Source organism: Streptomyces sp. NPDC045956 (assembly GCF_056430705.1).
Genome location: NZ_JBWKKZ010000008.1, coordinates 370,039 through 386,080, shown reverse-complemented (window position 1 = coordinate 386,080; position 16,042 = coordinate 370,039). Strand labels below are relative to the sequence as shown.

The 16,042-nt window shown below is 73.2% G+C and carries 14 protein-coding genes; 5 read left to right on the top strand and 9 right to left on the bottom strand.

The genetic code is table 11. The annotated features are described in order from the left end of the window. Positions 1-25 precede the first annotated feature (25 nt). The 3 genes from AC07FV_RS23245 to AC07FV_RS23235 form a co-directional block, all read right to left on the bottom strand. The gene (locus AC07FV_RS23245) at positions 26-967 is read right to left on the bottom strand and encodes a polyprenol monophosphomannose synthase (protein ID WP_479089217.1); all 942 of its coding nucleotides are present in this window, start codon (positions 965-967) and stop codon (positions 26-28) included. 527 nt (positions 968-1,494) lie between these two features. Next, positions 1,495-3,099 (bottom strand): amidohydrolase, encoded by a 1,605-nt coding sequence (locus AC07FV_RS23240; RefSeq protein ID WP_479089216.1) that lies wholly within the window; start codon positions 3,097-3,099, stop codon positions 1,495-1,497. A 136-nt stretch (positions 3,100-3,235) separates the two neighbouring features. Further along, positions 3,236-3,676, bottom strand: a complete 441-nt coding sequence (locus AC07FV_RS23235) for an Lrp/AsnC family transcriptional regulator (RefSeq protein WP_332886433.1) — start codon at positions 3,674-3,676, stop codon at positions 3,236-3,238. Positions 3,677-3,944: 268 nt separating this feature from the next. Between AC07FV_RS23235 and AC07FV_RS23230 the strand changes: the two genes are divergently transcribed. Next, positions 3,945-4,382: a hypothetical protein gene (locus AC07FV_RS23230; RefSeq protein ID WP_479089215.1), complete on the top strand. Its 438-nt coding sequence runs from the start codon at positions 3,945-3,947 to the stop codon at positions 4,380-4,382. Between the two features lie 366 nt (positions 4,383-4,748). Beyond that, entirely contained in the window at positions 4,749-4,970 is a 222-nt protein-coding gene (locus tag AC07FV_RS23225; RefSeq protein WP_384701615.1) for a hypothetical protein, read from the top strand. Here the strand turns inward: AC07FV_RS23225 and AC07FV_RS23220 are convergent. Next, complete coding sequence (locus AC07FV_RS23220; protein WP_479089214.1) at positions 4,933-6,105, bottom strand: acyl-CoA dehydrogenase family protein; 1,173 nt, start codon at positions 6,103-6,105, stop codon at positions 4,933-4,935. The genes AC07FV_RS23225 and AC07FV_RS23220 overlap by 38 nt on opposite strands. A 358-nt stretch (positions 6,106-6,463) precedes the next feature. On the opposite strand from AC07FV_RS23220, the gene AC07FV_RS23215 reads away from it, so the two are divergent. Beyond that, the gene (locus AC07FV_RS23215) at positions 6,464-7,747 is read left to right on the top strand and encodes a glycoside hydrolase family 18 protein (protein WP_479089213.1); all 1,284 of its coding nucleotides are present in this window, start codon (positions 6,464-6,466) and stop codon (positions 7,745-7,747) included. 66 nt (positions 7,748-7,813) lie between these two features. Here the strand turns inward: AC07FV_RS23215 and AC07FV_RS23210 are convergent, their stop codons facing one another. The 3 genes from AC07FV_RS23210 to AC07FV_RS23200 all read right to left on the bottom strand — a co-directional run bounded on the left by AC07FV_RS23210 (position 7,814) and on the right by AC07FV_RS23200 (position 10,244). Further along, on the bottom strand, positions 7,814-8,473 hold the full coding sequence (locus tag AC07FV_RS23210; protein WP_479089212.1) for a TetR/AcrR family transcriptional regulator: 660 nt from the start codon (positions 8,471-8,473) through the stop codon (positions 7,814-7,816). An 81-nt stretch (positions 8,474-8,554) separates the two neighbouring features. Further along, positions 8,555-8,695 carry an SCO1431 family membrane protein gene (locus AC07FV_RS23205; RefSeq protein WP_383649420.1) on the bottom strand — a complete coding sequence of 47 codons (141 nt, stop codon included), beginning with the start codon at positions 8,693-8,695 and terminating at the stop codon, positions 8,555-8,557. Positions 8,696-8,870: 175 nt separating this feature from the next. Beyond that, the gene (locus AC07FV_RS23200; protein WP_479089211.1) at positions 8,871-10,244 is read right to left on the bottom strand and encodes a peptidase C39 family protein; all 1,374 of its coding nucleotides are present in this window, start codon (positions 10,242-10,244) and stop codon (positions 8,871-8,873) included. Between the two features lie 274 nt (positions 10,245-10,518). On the opposite strand from AC07FV_RS23200, the gene AC07FV_RS23195 reads away from it, so the two are divergent. Both AC07FV_RS23195 and AC07FV_RS23190 read left to right on the top strand, forming a co-directional pair. Next, a complete protein-coding gene (locus AC07FV_RS23195; RefSeq protein ID WP_479089260.1) occupies positions 10,519-11,139 on the top strand; it encodes a uridine kinase family protein in 621 nt (206 codons plus the stop codon). 418 nt (positions 11,140-11,557) lie between these two features. After that, a complete protein-coding gene (locus tag AC07FV_RS23190; RefSeq protein ID WP_479089210.1) occupies positions 11,558-13,444 on the top strand; it encodes an AAA family ATPase in 1,887 nt (628 codons plus the stop codon). A gap of 57 nt (positions 13,445-13,501) precedes the next feature. Here the strand turns inward: AC07FV_RS23190 and AC07FV_RS23185 are convergent, their stop codons facing one another. Both AC07FV_RS23185 and AC07FV_RS23180 read right to left on the bottom strand, forming a co-directional pair. Further along, positions 13,502-14,539, bottom strand: coding sequence for a hemolysin family protein (locus AC07FV_RS23185; RefSeq protein ID WP_479089209.1), 1,038 nt, complete (start codon positions 14,537-14,539; stop codon positions 13,502-13,504). Continuing rightward, positions 14,536-15,867: a hemolysin family protein gene (locus AC07FV_RS23180; RefSeq protein WP_479089208.1), complete on the bottom strand. Its 1,332-nt coding sequence runs from the start codon at positions 15,865-15,867 to the stop codon at positions 14,536-14,538. The genes AC07FV_RS23185 and AC07FV_RS23180 overlap by 4 nt, the downstream gene beginning before the upstream one ends. Positions 15,868-16,042 lie beyond the last annotated feature (175 nt).

Below are 16,042 nucleotides of genomic sequence, written 5' to 3'. Positions count from 1 at the left end.
CGGCTCAGCGCGGCGTAAGGGGGCGTCAGGCGCTCTCGTCGGGCGCCGGGGTCGACTTGTCGCTCTTCCCGGCGGGCCCCTGGGCGGCCTCCCCGGACGGAGCCGACGTCGGCTCCGCAGGTTCGGCGGCCCTCTCCTGGGATGCTCCCGCGGGCGGCTCGCCCGCTGTCCTGTCGGGCTGCCTGTCGCGCCCCAGGACCTTGCCGACCCGCTCCCCCACACCCCACGTGGTGACCCGCCAGAGGGCCTCCACGAGGATGTCGCGGCTCATCTTGGAGTCGCCGTGCTCGCGCTCGACGAAGGTGATCGGCACCTCGACGACGTGGTAGCCGGCCTTGATCGCCCGGCGGGCGAGGTCGACCTGGAAGCAGTAGCCCTGCGAGGAGACCTCGTCCAGGCCGAGGCCCTCAAGGGTCTCGCGGCGGAAGGCGCGGTACCCGCCGGTGATGTCGCGCAGCGGCAGGTCGAGCGCGAGGCGCGAGTACATGCTGCCGCCCCGGGAGATGAACTCGCGCGACTTGGGCCAGTTCACCACCCGGCCCCCGGGCACCCAGCGGGAACCGAGCACCAGGTCGGCCCCCTTGAGGGCGGTGAGCAGGCGGGGCAGTTCCTCGGGCTGGTGGGAGCCGTCGGCGTCCATCTCGATCAGCACGCCGTAGCCGTGCTCCAGGCCCCAGCGGAAACCCGCGAGGTAGGCGGCGCCCAGGCCCTCCTTGCCCCTGCGGTGCAGGACCTGGACGTGCTCGTCCCCGGCGGCCAGTTCGTCGGCGAGCTTGCCCGTGCCGTCCGGGCTGTTGTCGTCGGCCACGAGGACGTGCGCCTCGGGGACCGCCTCGCGCACGCGCGTGACGATCGCCTTGATGTTCTCCGCCTCGTTGTAGGTCGGGATGATCACCAAGGCCGTGCCCAGGGGATCGAACCGCCTCCCCCGCCCCGCTGCCGCGGGCGTCCCGTCGCCGTCGTTCACCGCTGCCCCTTCATGTCCGTACGCAGAGCACCACCTTAATGGCCGCGGCCTGCGCCGACGTGACAGGACGTGCGTACGGCGGTGTCGTATCCCGTGGACCGGGGCAGGGATGCACGCTTGCGGAGCGTCACCGCTGCGGATGGGGGCCCGGCGCCCTTCGGGCCGACCTGGGACCCGCTGGCTGCGGATCGACCGAAAGCCGTTGTCTACTGAGCGCCCGGGCCCCACCCGGGTCACACCTCCCGACCGGCGGGAACGTTCCCTCGTCGCGGCGTGAGCGCTGGGCCTGGCTCCCAGCGACGGTGCCCCGGTGCGGCACACCGTCCCTGACCCAGCGGCGCCGCGACGCGTGCGCGGAGGATTCCCCGGTCGGACGTCCGGTGGTGGACTCGGCCGAACCTACCGGCCCCCCGCCGTCGCCTGTCAACAGCCGTTCGACCTGCGGCTTCCGCACCAATGCCCAGGTCAGCGGGGAGGAGCCGCAGGTCGTACGCGGCGGAAGATCATCGCCCCGTCGGCGGCGGAGATCACTCGCCCGGCCGTACGAAGACGGTCCGGCCCCCGACGACGGTGCGCAGGCAGACGGGCAGTTCCCGGCCCGGGGTGAGGTCGGGCAGGCCGGGGGTGCCGGAACGCGGGTCGGTCGACCAGCGTGCGACCCGGTCGTCGGGGGCCTGGACGACCAGGGCGCCGGTACGCCAGACCGCGTAGTCGGCGGGAGCGCCCGGCACCAGGACGCCCGCGTCGTCACGGCCGATCGCCCGCCAGCCGCCGCGCGTGTGCGCGGTGAACGCCGCTCGTACGGAGACGCGGTGTTCCGCCGTGCGGTGGAAGGCGGCGGCCCGGACGGTGCCCCACGGATCGAGGGGTGTGACGGGGCTGTCGGAGCCGAAGGCGAGCGGGACACCGGCCCGCAGCAGGGCGGCGTAGGGGTTGAGGGTGCGGGCCCGTTCGGCGCCCAGGCGGCGGGCGTACATGCCGTCCTCGCCGCCCCACAGGGCGTCGAAGGCGGGCTGGACGGAGGCGGTCAGGCCCAGTTCGGCGAAGGCCGCGACGGTCTCGGGGGTGAGCATCTCGGCGTGCTCGACGCGGTGGCGGGCGGCGCGGACGCGGGCGAGGCCGAGCTTGTCGGCGGCGGCGCGCACCCCCTCCACGACGGCGGTCACGGCGGCGTCGCCGATGGCGTGGAAGCCCGCCTGGAGACCGGCCTCGGTGCAGGCGACGACGTGCGTGGCGACGTCGGCGGAGTCCAGGTAGGCGATGCCGGTGTGACCGGCGTCGGCGTACGGCTGGTGCAGGCAGGCGGTGTGGGAGCCGAGGGCGCCGTCGACGAAGAGGTCGCCGGCGGCACCGACCGCGCCCAGTTCCCTCGCCTTGTCGGCATCCCGTTCGGCCCAGTAGCCGATGACCCGGGGTCCGGCCTCGGTGGCCGACAGCCGCAGCAGGCCGGTGAGGTCGTCCTCGGAGGAGATCTCCGGCCCTGCGCATTCGTGAACGGTGCCGATGCCGAGGGAGGCGGCGTGTGCGAGGGCGGCGCGCTGGGCCTCGGTGCGCTGTGCGGGGGACACGGCGGAGAGGGCGGCCGCGCGTACGGCGTGGTGCGCGTCGGCGGTGAGCGGACCGTCCGCGCGGTCGCCGGCCCCGGGGGCCAGGTCGAGCAGGGCGGTGGTGACGACGGCCGAGTGGACGTCGATACGGCTGAGGTAGAGGGGGCGGCCGCCGGTGGCCTCGTCCAGCTCCGCGCGCGTCGGGGGCAGGCCGTCGGGCCAGCGGGAGGCGTCCCAGCCGTGCCCGAGGAGGACGCGGTCGCCCGGGCGGGCCGCCGCGAAGTCCCGCACCAGGGCCAGGGCGGCCTCCCGGGTGGGAGCGCCGGAGAGGTCGAGGCCGGTGAGGGCGAAGCCGGTGCTCGTGGTGTGCACGTGTGCGTCGGTGAACGCCGGGGTGACCAGGGCGCCGTCCAGGTCGATCACCTCGTCCACGCCGTCCGCGAAGGCGTCGGCGGCACCCTCGGAGCCGACCCAGGCGACCTGGCCGCGTTCGACGACCATCGCCGTCGCGAAGGGGTCGGCGGGACTGTGGACCTCGCCGCGGCGCAGCAGGACGGTCGTGGACGGGGTGGTGGGCTCGCTCATGGACACCAGTCTCGCCCCTCGCGCGGGCCGGCCGGCACGCAGGTCGGCGCCGCGCGGAGGAAGCCCCGCTCCCGGCCGGCGTCCGGCTGCGGGCGGCCGCTCCCCGCCGGGTCGGTGCCGTGGCCCGCGGCGACGGTCAGACGCGGGGCGGCCGGGCCTCGTAGGGCGTGGACAGCACCACGGTGGTCCGGGTCGAGACGCCCGCGAGGGAGCGGACCCGGGCGAGCAGCTCCTCCAGCTCGTGCGGGGTGGCCACGCGCACCTTGAGGATGTAGTTCTCGTCGCCGGCGACGCTGTGGCAGGCCTCGATCTCGGGAACCCCGGCCAGCCGGTCAGCGATGTCGTCGGGAGCGCTGGGATCGAACGGTTTCACGGAGATGAAGGCGGTCATCGGCAGCCCGACGGCCTCCGGGTCGACGACCGCGGCGTACCCGCGGATGACGCCACGCTGCTCCAGCCGCCGCACCCGCTGGTGCACGGCGGACGTGGACAGGCCCGTGGCCTTGCCCAGGTCCGTGTAGCTCATCCGCCCGTCCCTGACGAGCAGCTGCACGATCTGTCGGTCCAGCTCCTCCATGGCGCAAGAACCTACAGTGCGCTTGATCTCCGCGGATACCTGAGCGGCCCAGGTCATGCCCTGTTCGTGATGTGACGGCCGGTCGGCCGACGGACCGGCGGGGTACAAATCCGCCACAGGGGGCGGTTGCGCGGGACATGTGACGAAGACCACACCCCCCGGCCGTTCTCCGTGATGTTCTCGTGATTACCCCGTAGGAGGGACGGGAAGTGCTTGCTGTGGTCGAGGCCGCAGTGCCGTCACGGCCCAGCCCGAGGGGGAGAATCCCATGCAGAGTCTTAAGCGCCCTGGACGTGTCACGTCCAAGCGGCAGCAGCCGGTCGTCGAGCCCCTTCCGGAGGGCGTCGAACCCGACGCCCTCGACGAGGAGGAACTCGACACCTACGACACGTTCGAGATGTACCGGGTGATCTGCCCGGACTGCGCGCAGCCCATCGCGCTGCTGGCGGACGAGGAGGTGCTGCCGCAGCACGCACTGTGCGCCTCCCCGTGGAACCCGTTCGGTCTCACGGCGTGTGCGGGCACCGGCCGCAGGGCCACCGACGCCCGTCCGGCGGACGAGTCGTTCCAGCCCCACGAGCAGGACACCGCCCTGCTGTTGACGCTCCCCCAGGGCCTCGACTGGCGGACCCAGCCCTTCTCCCACGTCGGCGGCCCGGGCTCGCGCCCGATGCGCGTGCCGACGATGCGGCGCGAGGCGGCCTGAGTCCACGTGTGCCACCCGGACGGGCTCCGTCCGGGGCCCGTTCGCCCCATGCGCCCTCCCAACCGCTCCACGGCCCCCGCACGGCCGCGGAGCGGGTGCAGCGCGCTCCGCGGGAGGTCGCGGGGAGGGCCGCCGGGAGCGACGGCGCGTCAGACGCCGTGCGACGCCGCCGACTCGGCGGCGGACAGCCGCGAACTCACTCTCGATTCCGGGCGCCGGTGACCTGTCCGCACTCCGCCGCGTTGCCCGGGTATGACCCCCACGTACTCGGCGACCGGGCCTCGGCGCCGCGCGTTCGTCCCGGTGCCCGCGGGACCGGTTCCGCCGGCCCCGCAGCCCCCGGACCCGCCGATCTACCGTGAGCTGATGCGGACCTGGGCCGACCGCGGCCGCACCCTGCCGGGACGCGACGACCCGGAGTGGGTGCGCCTGGCGGCGCCCCCGCGCGGGCTCGGGGACTTCTTCACCACCGGCGACCTCCGCGTCACCGGCGGGTTCGGCGTGGCCGGCGACTTCGCCGTCACCGGTGACTGGAGCGTCACCGGTGACTTCAGCGTCCCTCGGGACCCACGAGGTGACGGGCGATGACCATGCGCTGGATCTGGTTGGTGCCCTCGACGATCTGCAGCACCTTCGCCTCGCGCAGGTAGCGCTCGGCGGGGAAGTCGGCGGTGTAGCCGTACCCTCCGAGGACCTGCACGGCGTCGATGGTGACCCGCATCGCCGTGTCGGTGCAGTGCAGCTTGGCCATGGCCGCCTGCTTGGCGAAGGGCAGTCCGGCGTCCCGCAGCCGTGCCGCGGCCAGGTACAGCGCGCGGCCGGCCTCGATCTGGGTGGCCATGTCCGCGAGCATGAAGCGCAGTCCCTGGAAGTCGGCGATCGGCTTGCCGAACTGCCGGCGCTCCGCCGCGTAGGACACCGCCTCGTCCAGCGCCGCCTGGGCCACACCGATCGCGCAGGCGGCGATGCCCAGCCGCCCCGAGTCGAGCGCGGACAGGGCGATCGCGAAGCCCTGGCCCTCGTCGCCGAGGCGTCGGGCGTCGGACACCCGCACGCCGTCGAGGTGGACCTGTGCGGTGGGCGAGCCCTTGAGCCCCATCTTCTTCTCCGGCACCGCGGCACTCAGCCCCTCGGCGTCGGCGGGGACCAGGAAGGCGGTGATGCCCCGCGGTCCCTCCTCGCCCGTGCGCGCCATGACGGTGTAGAAGTCGGCGACGCCGCCGTGCGTGATCCACGCCTTGGTGCCGGTGATCACCCAGTCGCCGCCCTCGCGCACGGCCTTGGTGCGCAGTGAGGCGGCGTCGGACCCGGAGGCGGGCTCGGAGAGGCAGTAGGCGCCGAGCAGGCCGCCGCCGAGCATCGCGGGCAGGTGCTCGACCTGCTGTTCCTTGGTGCCGTAGGCGGCGAGTGCGTAGGAGGCGAGGGTGTGCACACTCACGCCGAGGCCCACCGTGAGGCGGGCCGCGGCCAGCTCCTCGAGGACCTGGAGGTAGACCTCGTAGGGCTGCTCGCCGCCGCCGTACTCGGCGTCGTACGGCAGGCCGAGCAGGCCGGAGTCGGAGAGCAGGGCGAAGACCTGGCGCGGGAAGCGTCCGGCGTCCTCCTCCTCGGCCGCGTTCGGGGCGATCTCACGCTGCGCGATGTCGCGGACGAGCGAGATCAGATCCCGTGCCTCGTCCGTGGGCAGTTGCCGGTCCACCGGCTGCGGGGCGCGGTCGGGCATGGCGACGCTCTCCTCCCTGTCGGGCGCAACGGCGGACGTGCGCCTTGGGTGGAGGCGGTTCCGCCGGGTCGTTCGGGCCAGGCCGATGCTCGCACTCCCGGGTCGCGGAAGCGGCTGACCAGCGGCTGTGCGCTGTGAGTATGCCCGATCGGAGGCATGGAGTCACCAGTTAACGACCGCTTACTTCAGGAAATGCTCCGGCCGGTCCGCGAGCCCTCGGTGGCGGCGCTCCGACCCGAACATGGTCCGAACCATTGACCCCACTGGTCTAGTCCTCCTACGGTGACGCACCGAACGCATTACCGCGTTCATGCCAATCGGCGCGCGTTTCCCTCTTCCCCCCACGAGGAGACACCCGATGCACGTCCCGCACCTCCCCCGCGTCCTCCCCCACACCCGGCCCCGCCCACGCCGGAAGGCCCCCGTCCGGGCCCTCCTCGCCGCCCTGTGCTCCGCGGCCCTCGGCGCGGGGCTGCTGGCCGGGGCGGCCACGACCACCGCCGCGGCCGCCCCGGCGGCACCCGCGCCGCGGGCCGCCGCCGGCTCCAAGGTCGTCGGCTACTTCACCGAATGGGGCACCTACGACCGCAAGTACCACGTCAAGAACATCGAGACGTCCGGCTCCGGCGCCGAACTGACCCACATCAACTACGCGTTCGGCAACGTCACCGGTGGCAGGTGCGCCATGGGCGACGCCTACGCGGCGACCGACCGGGCGTACACGGCGGCCGATTCCGTCGACGGCGTCGCCGACACCTGGGACCAGCCGCTGCGGGGCAACTTCAACCAGCTGCTCAAGCTGAAGAAGAAGCACCCGGGCCTCAAGGTCCTGTGGTCCTTCGGCGGGTGGACGTGGTCCGGCGGCTTCGCGGAGGCCGCGAAGGACCCCGCCGCGTTCGCCAGGTCCTGTCACGACCTGGTCGAGGACTCCCGGTGGGCCGAGGTCTTCGACGGGATCGACATCGACTGGGAGTACCCCAACTCCTGCGGGCTGAGCTGCGACACCAGCGGCCGGGACGCGTTCCCGAAGCTGATGAGCGCCCTGCGCGCCGAGTTCGGCTCCGGCAACCTGCTCACCGCGGCGATCACGGCCGACGCGACGTCCGGCGGCAAGATCGACGCGGCCGACTACGCGGGAGCGGCCCGGTACGTCGACTGGTACAACCCGATGACGTACGACTTCTTCGGCGCCTGGGACGCCACCGGCCCGACCGCTCCGCACTCGCCGCTGACCTCGTACTCCGGTATCCCGAAGCCCGGTTACCACTCCTCGGCGACCATCGACAAGCTCAAGGGCCTCGGTATCCCGCCCTCGAAGCTGCTGCTCGGGATCGGGTTCTACGGCCGCGGCTGGACCGGCGTCGGCCAGGCGGCACCGGGCGGCACCGCCACCGGCCCCGCCAAGGGGACGTACGAGAACGGCATCGAGGACTACAAGGTGCTGAGGACCAGCTGCCCGGCGACCGGCACCGTGGCCGGCACGGCGTACGCCAAGTGCGGGAACGACTGGTGGAGTTACGACACGCCGCAGACCATCGCGACCAAGATGGCGTACAAGGACCAGCAGGGGCTGGGCGGCACCTTCTTCTGGGAGCTGAGCGGCGACACCGCGAACGGCGAGCTGATCAGGGCGATCGGCTGACGCGAGACCCACGGGGGGGCGGAGGGGCGGGGGCCGGCTCGGGTCTCCGTCCCTCCGCCGTGCGCGTCAGGCGTCCCGGCGGGCGGCGGCCGGGGCCGGGCAGGCGGGGTCCAGCTCCTCGATGGCGCGCAGGGTGCCGCCGAGCGACCTCACCATCAGGTCGCGCATGGTCTCGCGGGGCAGTCCGGGGCGACCGATCCAGTCCAGGGTGGCGCCCTCGACGCCGCACACCCAGGAGAGCAGGCCCATGCGCGCCAGCGGGCCGACGTCGGAGCGGCCGTACGCCCCCTCGGCGATGGTGGCGACGATCGCCTCGCGCACCCCGTCCCGGACGGCGTGCACCTCGGCGTCGAAGCCGACTCCGCCGCTGACGATGGTGCGGTAGGCGGCCTGGTGGTGCTCGGCGTAGCGCAGATAGCCGTCGATGGTGCGGTGGACGCGGTCCACCTGCGGCAGTTCGGTACCGCCCGCCGCGGTGGTGACCAGCTCGGCGACGGAGTCCTGGATGATCGCCAGGTAGTAGCCCCGCTTGGACTGGAAGTAGTAGTAGATCAGCCCCTTGGCGACATGCGCCTGGCGGGCGATGTCGTCCATCGAGAGCGCGTCGTAGGACGTGTCGGCGAACAACCTGCGCCCGATGGCGATGAGTTCGGCCCGGCGTGCCAGCGAACGCTCGGTGCCGCGCGCCCGGGGTCGGGCGTCGGCACGCTGTTGACTGATATTCAATTTCGACCCTGGTTTCCTACGGGCAGCGGGACTTCCGCAGTATGGCAGGTCGGATCGTGGGGCAGGTCACACCCGGTCACTTCACAGCAGACCCAGCTGGACCACGAGCATCGCGACGACCACGACGAGGGTCCAGCCCATGACGTGTTCGAGGACCTTCGGGCCGGCGTCCTTGGGGCCGCCGGTACGGACACGGGCGGCTGTGGCGGTGTGTGCGGTCATGGCTACTCGCTGATCTCGGAGTTCGGTGGACTCCCCCCGCCTCCCGTCGGGGCGACCCCCGCGGTGACCCTGTCCACCTTGCCACCGACGGTGGCATATGTGGCGGAGACCTTGCTCACAGCGGACGGCCCCCGGCGCCGATTCCGCGGTACCGGGGGCCGTCGTCGCGGTGCGGTCAGAGCACGCCCACCGCCGCGAGCGCCTTGCGCTGGCGCGGGCTCGGGTGCGCCGGGAAGTACAGGTAGCAGACGCCGCCGGTGCCGGAGGCGACCTTGCCGCTCGCGTTGTAGCGCTTGGTGCGCAGCCAGATGTTCTCCCACTCGCGCCGCCGGTAGACGCGGCGCACGGCCTCGTTGTCGTCCGAGGCGGGGTCGTTGGCGATCACGTCGCCGTCGGCGGTGAAGCCGATCACCGTCATCAGGTGGCCCGACGTGCCGTAGCCGGCCCCGGTCAGCTCCTCCTCCAGGAAGGACTGGGACGTTATGGCCGGGATGCCGGCCGCGATCAGCGTCTCCAGGTCGGTGAGGGAACCCAGGCGGGTGACCACGCCCTGGAGGCCCTTGAAGGTGGCCGCGTAGGCGGCGTTGAAGGGCCAGTTGCCGCAGCCGGCGTACTGGTGGTCGTACGTGTACCGGGCCGCGTGGCAGACCTGCGGGTCGGCGTAGGACGGGTCGACCCAGGCGAGCTGCTCGGCGGTGAGCCGGCCGCCCCAGTACTCGATGATCATCTGCGAGGAGGTGGGGCTGCACCAGGCCTCGCCGCCGTTGTCGTACTCGGGGTACTGACCCTTGTGGATCTCCTGCGAGTAGCGCGGGACGCTCAGCTCCTGGGCGAGTCCTGGAGCGGAGGCCGGGACGGTGAAGCGGTCGGGGACGTCCGAGCCCATCGCGCCGAGCCGCCAGACGGTGGGCGTGGTCCTCGTGCCGGGGCGGCGGTAGAGGGTGAGCCTGAGCCGGTAGGAGACCAGGCGCAGCCCCGTGGAGGCGTCGTCGACGGCGAAGGTGTCCGTCCAGACGCTGCTCTTGCCGTCGCCCTGGTCGTCGACCGAGGTCCGCTTGATGTCCTGGTCGCCGGCCGCCCAGCGGCCCATCACGTACCAGGGGGTGTCCGTGCCGTCGGAGTAGCTCCCCTTCAGCTCGACCTGGAGCCAGGTGCCGCTCGGGGTGTGCGCGTTCCAGGAGGCGATGACCTCCGTCGAGGGCACGGCGAGCCGGTGGAGGGGCGAGGTCCAGGTCGCGTACTCCCAGGCCGCGGTGGTGCCGGTGTGCGGGTCGGTGTAGTCGGCGGTGCCGACCGGGGCGCCGATCACCACACCGGGCCGGGCGCCCGCGACCGCGCGGGCTCCTGCCGCGGACCCGCGCCGCCAGTCGCGGAACGTGGTCCAGGCCCGGTAGTCGACCTGCCGGGCGGGAGTGCGCTCGCGATCCGCCGGGCCCTCGTCCGCGGCGGGCGGGGCTGCGGCGGTGGCCGGAACCGCACTGCCCGCCACGGCGGCAACCACGGCTGCGGCCAGGACGGTTCTGCGGGACGGCTGTTCGGCTCTGCTCATGGGTGGAAGACCCCCAGGTGTCCGAGTCGGGCGGGTCCGTTGCACGGTTGTGCGCCAACTATGGCCGCAGGAACCCGGTCCTGCCAGCACTTCTCCGCACGCCGCGCCACGAATATTGGTGTCGACCAGTGGCGCGGCCCGGGGGCGTGCGTTTCGCGGGGCGCGGGCGCGGGGTCCCCGTGCCGGGCCGGCCCCCGGCCGGGCGCACGCCCCGGACCGGCGCGGCTAGAGTGCGGGGACGTCGTCCGCTCCCTCGCGCAGCCCAGGATCCGCCATCCACGCCCTCGCAGCCCTGCTCCGCCGGCTCCCCCCGTCCTGCGGACCCGTGCGTCTGGTCGGCGTCGACGGGCACGCCGGATCCGGGAAGTCCACGTTCGCCGGACGGCTGGCCGCCGAGCTGGGCGGCGCCCCGGTGCTGCACCTCGACGACATCGCCGCCCACGACGAACTGTTCGACTGGACCGGCCGGCTGCTGAGCCAGGTGATCGAACCCCTGGAGCGCGGCGACACCGCGCACTACGCCCCCTACGACTGGCGGACCCGGCGCTTCGGAGCGCCCCGCCCGCTGCCGCCCGCCCCGGTGGTCCTCGTGGAGGGCGTCGGCGCGGGCCGCGAGGCACTCCGCCCCCACCTGGCCCGGCTGATCTGGATGGAGCTGCCGCGCGAGGAGGCGTGGGCACGCGGCAGGGCGCGCGACGGTGCGGAGCAGCGGACGTTCTGGGACGGGTGGATCCCCGCGGAGCGCCGGCACTTCGCCGATGACCCCTCGCGCCCCTTCGCGCACCTTTTGGTACGCCAGAGGGAGAAGGGGTACGAGATGCTGCCGGGGCCCGCGGGGACCGCCTTCGAGGCCCACTTTTTCACGCAGGGTGACGGACCCTCCGCAATGTGCTGAACTCGTGAAGATCGCCCCGTGGCAACCTGCCGGAGTGCCTCAACTTCGCTTGACCCGGGGGTCGTACAGGTCTTACGTTCTGGATGTGCGGCCGTTCGGTGCCGCCGAAAGACGCGAAGCCCCCGATTGTTCCCCCGTGATCGGGGGCTTCGTTCTGCCCCGCGCACCTTTTCCGGCTGCTGCGAGCGGCTGTCCGCTCACCCTCCGTCACCGCCCGACGGGCGCCCCGGCCGCCCCCGCCTCGCGCAACGGCCTGCCCCGGCACCCTTCGGAGGACAGACCCCCGCGGGTACGATGCCCACGGTGCGACCTACGGGCGGTTGCCGCGCGCACCTTGCAACTCCGGTCCGCGGTACACCCGTTGACCGAGGCGGTCGGCGGGCGACGGCGCGTCGGCATACCGACGGGGGCACGGTACGTGGGGGACGGGACGGACTTCGGCACGCGGGGCCCCCAGGCCCCGGCCGACCTCGCCTGGCTGCGCGGCGTGGACGCCTACACCATGGGGGCCTATCCCCAGGCCGAGGAGGAGTTCCGGACCGCGGTGCGCATCGACCCCGCGATGTCCGACGGCTGGCTGGGACTGCACGCGCTGCGCGTCGACACCACGAACGCCCTGCTCAGGATGTTCCGGCACCGGGAGCGCTTCGGCGAGCAGCGTGCCCGCCATCGCCGCACGCTCAACTCCTGGTACTGGCTCGGCTGGTGGGTGCAGCCCGTGCTGGAGAGCCCCCGCGACCTGCTGCTGGCGCACGCCTCCCACTGGCTGGACGGCCGCCACGTCCCGGAGCTGGACCGGGCCCTGGCCGGGCTGCCGCCCGTGGACGCCGACCCCCAGGTCCGCTTCCTGCACGCCTGCCGTGCCTACCTGGTCAAGGACTGGGAGCAACTCGTACGGCACACCGACCCGCTGCTCGGCGATCCCCTGCTGGGGATCGAGGCCGGCCTGTTCAGCGGCATGGCCCGGGTGCGCCTGGAGATGTACGGACAGGCCGAGCCGCTGCTGTCGACGGCTCTGATGCGCTGCCGCAGCGAGCAGCCGCAGCGCAAGGAACTGCGGTACTGGCTGGCCCGGGCCCACGAGGGGACGGGCCGCAGTGCCGCGGCGCTCCCGCTGTACCGGGCCGTGCACCGCGTCGACCCGGCCTTCATGGACACCTCGGCCCGGCTGGCGGCGATCGCCGAGGGGGACGGTTACGACGACACCGGCGACCTCACCGGACTCGCCCCGGCCGGCACCGGAGCGGACGGGCTGGACTGCGCCGACGGGCTCGACCCCCTCTTCGGCACCGAGGAACGCGACCTCAAGCTCTCCGTCCCCGAGGTCCCGGAGCCTGTGCCGGGCGCCCCGCTGCCCTCGCTGAGCGGCCCCGCCGTGCGCGAGCGGACCGACGGGCCGCATTCCTCCCTGCCCACCGGGCCCACCGATCCGGCCCTGCTGGAGGAGGCGCTCGCGGAGCTGGAGCGCATGGTGGGTCTGGAGCCGGTGAAACGGCAGGTCAAGGCCTTGTCCGCGCAGCTCAACATGGCCCGGCTGCGGGCCGGGCAGGGGCTGCCGGTCCAGCCGCCCAAACGCCACTTCGTCTTCTCCGGCCCCTCCGGCACCGGCAAGACCACCGTGGCCCGCATCCTGGGCCGGGTCTTCTACGCCCTCGGCCTGCTCGGCGGCGACCACCTCGTGGAGGCGCAGCGGGCCGACCTGGTCGGCGAGTACCTCGGCCAGACCGCCGTGAAGGCCAACGAGCTGATCGACTCCGCGCTCGGCGGCGTCCTCTTCGTCGACGAGGCCTACTCCCTGTCGAACTCCGGGTACGGCAAGGGCGACGCCTACGGCGACGAAGCGCTCCAGGTGCTGCTGAAGCGGGCCGAGGACAACCGCGACCACCTGGTCGTCATCCTCGCCGGCTACCCGGAGGGCATGGACCGCCTGTTGTCCGCCAACCCCGGGCTGTCCTCCCGGTTCACGACCCGCGTGGACTTCCCCTCGTACCGGCCGCTGGAGCTGACCTCGATCGGCGAGGTGCTCGCGGCCGAGAACGGGGACGTCTGGGACGAGGAGGCGCTCGACGAACTGCGCTCCATCGCGGGGCACGTGGTGGACCAGGGCTGGATCGACGAGCTGGGCAACGGACGCTTCCTGCGGACGCTGTACGAGAAGAGCTGCGCCTACCGCGACCTGCGCCTGTCGGTGTATCCCGGGTCGCTGACCCGGGACGACCTGGCCACGCTGCGGCTGCCGGACCTGATGCAGGCCTACGGGGAGGTCCTCTCCGGGCGGGGGCCGCAGGACCCGGCGGGCCCCTGAGACCCGGGCCCCTGAGACCCGGGCCCCTGGGGCCTGGGCCCCTGAGGCCCGGGCCCGCTAGGTGGCCAGCGTCACCTCCCGGTGGGCCGGGTCGCGCACCTCCCCGACCAGGAGTTCCAGGACGTCCTCCAGGGCGACCAGGCCGAGCACCCGTCCCGACGCGTCCGTCACCTGGGCCAGGTGCGTTGCCGCGCGGCGCATCACGGTGAGGGCGTCGTCCAGGGGCAGTTCGGGGCGGAGGGTGGTCATGGGACGCCAGAGGTGCTGGGGGACGGCACGCTCGGAGTCCTCGAGGTCCAGGACGTCCTTGACGTGCAGGTACCCCATGAAGGCGCCCTTCTCCACGGCGACCGGGAAGCGCGAGTACCCGGTGCGGGCGGTGAGGGCGACGATCTCGCCGGGGGTGACCGACGGGCTGACCGTCACCAGCGACTCCCGGGCGAGGAGCACGTCGGTCACCGGGCGGGAGCCCAGCTCCAGGGCGTCCTCCAGGCGTTCCTGCTCCTCCGGGTCGAGCAGTCCGGCCTGGCCCGCGTCCCCCACCAGCCGGTTGAGCTGCTCGCTGGTGAAGACGGCCTCGACCTCGTCCTTGGGCTCCACGCGGAACAGCCGCAGGATGCCCTGGGCGCAGGCGCCGAGCGCCGCGGTGATCGGCCGGCACACGCGGGCGAAGGCGACCAGGCCGGGGCTCAGCCACAGCGCCGCCTTCTCGGGGGCGGCCATCGCGAGGTTCTTCGGGACCATCTCGCCGATGACGAGATGGCAGAAGACGACGGCGGCCAGCGCGATCACGTAGCCGAGGGGGTGGATCACCCCGTGCGGCAGGTGCATCCACGCGAAGACCGGCTCCAGCAGGTGCGCCACCGTGGGTTCGGCGACCGCGCCGAGCGTCAGCGAGCAGACGGTGATGCCGAACTGGGCGGCGGCCATCATCTGCGGAAGCCGCTCCAGGCCGTACAGCACCTGGCGGGCGCGGGCGGTGCGAAGGGGCTCGATCTGGCTGCGGCGCACGGAGACCAGCGCGAACTCGGCGCCGACGAAGAAGCCGTTGGCGAGCACGAGCAGCGCGGCGAAGAGCAGTTGCAGGACGCTCATCGGGCGGCCTCCAGCACGGACACCGGAGCCGTGCGCACCAGGCGTATCCGCTCGGCGCGATAGTGGCCGACCTGCCGGACGGAGAGCCGCCAGCCGGGCAGCTCCGCCCGGTCGCCGACGGCGGGGATACGGCCGAGCAGGTCGGCGACGAGCCCGGCCGCGGTCTCGTACGGGCCCTCGGGCGCCTCCAGGCCCACGCGTCGCAGGGCGTCGACGCGGCAGCTTCCGGCCACGTCCCAGGCGGGCCGGCCGTCCTCCGGCGCGGCGGCGGCGAGTTCGGGGACGTCGTGGCCGTCGTGCTCGTCGCGGACCTCGCCGACGATCTCCTCGACGATGTCCTCCAGGGTGACGACGCCGGCCGTGCCTCCGTACTCGTCGACGACGACCGCGATGGGCTGCTCGCTGCGCAGGCGGGTCAGCAGCGGCCGGACGGGCAGGGTCTCGGGGACCAGCAGCGCCGGGCGGGCGATCCGGCCGGCGGGGGTCCGCAGCCGGTCGGACGCGGGGACGGCGAGGGCGTCCTTGAGGTGGACCATGCCGACGATCTCGTCGATCTTCTCCCGGTAGACGGGGAAGCGGGACAGGCCGGTGGCACGGGTCAGGTTGACCACGTCCTCGGCGGTGGCCGAGGAGTGCAGGGCGCTGACCTTCACGCGTGGGGTCATGACGTGCTGAGCGGTCAGTTCGCCCAGCGAGAGGGTCCGTACGAAGAGGTCCGCGGTGTCCTGCTCCAGGGTGCCGGCCCGCGCGGAGTGCCGGGCCAGGGAGACGAGTTCGCCGGGGGTGCGGGCGGAGGCCAGCTCTTCGGTGGGCTCGATGCCGAGCGCGCGGACCAGACGGTTGGCGACGGCGTTCAGCGCGGCGATCACCGGGTGGAACACGCGGGCGAAGGCGTGCTGCGGGCCCGCGACGAAGCGCGCCACCTGAAGCGGCTTGGACACCGCCCAGTTCTTGGGCACCAGTTCGCCGATCACCATCTGCACCGCCGAGGCCAGCAGCATGCCGACGACGACCGCGACGCCGGGTACGGCGCCGTCGGGGACGCCGATCGCCGTGAACGGGCCGTCCAGCAGCCGGGCGAGCGCCGGTTCGGCGAGCATGCCGACGACGAGGGAGGTGATCGTGATGCCGAGCTGGGTGCCGGAGAGCTGGAAGGACAGCTCCTTGAGGGACTCGACGACCCGGTGCGCGCGACGGTCGCCGCCGGCGGCCGCCTGCTCGGCGTCCGGCCGCTCTACGGTCACCAGGCCGAACTCGGCGGCGACGAAGAAGCCGTTGGCGAGGATCAGCAGGAACGCGGCTGCCAGGAGCAGCAGGGGGGTGGTCATGATGCCGCCGCCTGTGAGAGGTCACAGCAGGGGGCGGCGCAGGTACTGCAGGACGGTCCGTCCATCGCCGGAGGGGGTCACTCCTCGGGTAGCGGGAACCCCCGCGCACCGGGCGGAGCGACGGGGGTGAGGACGCGACGACCGCGTCCTCGTTCCCAGATTAATCACGAAAAGG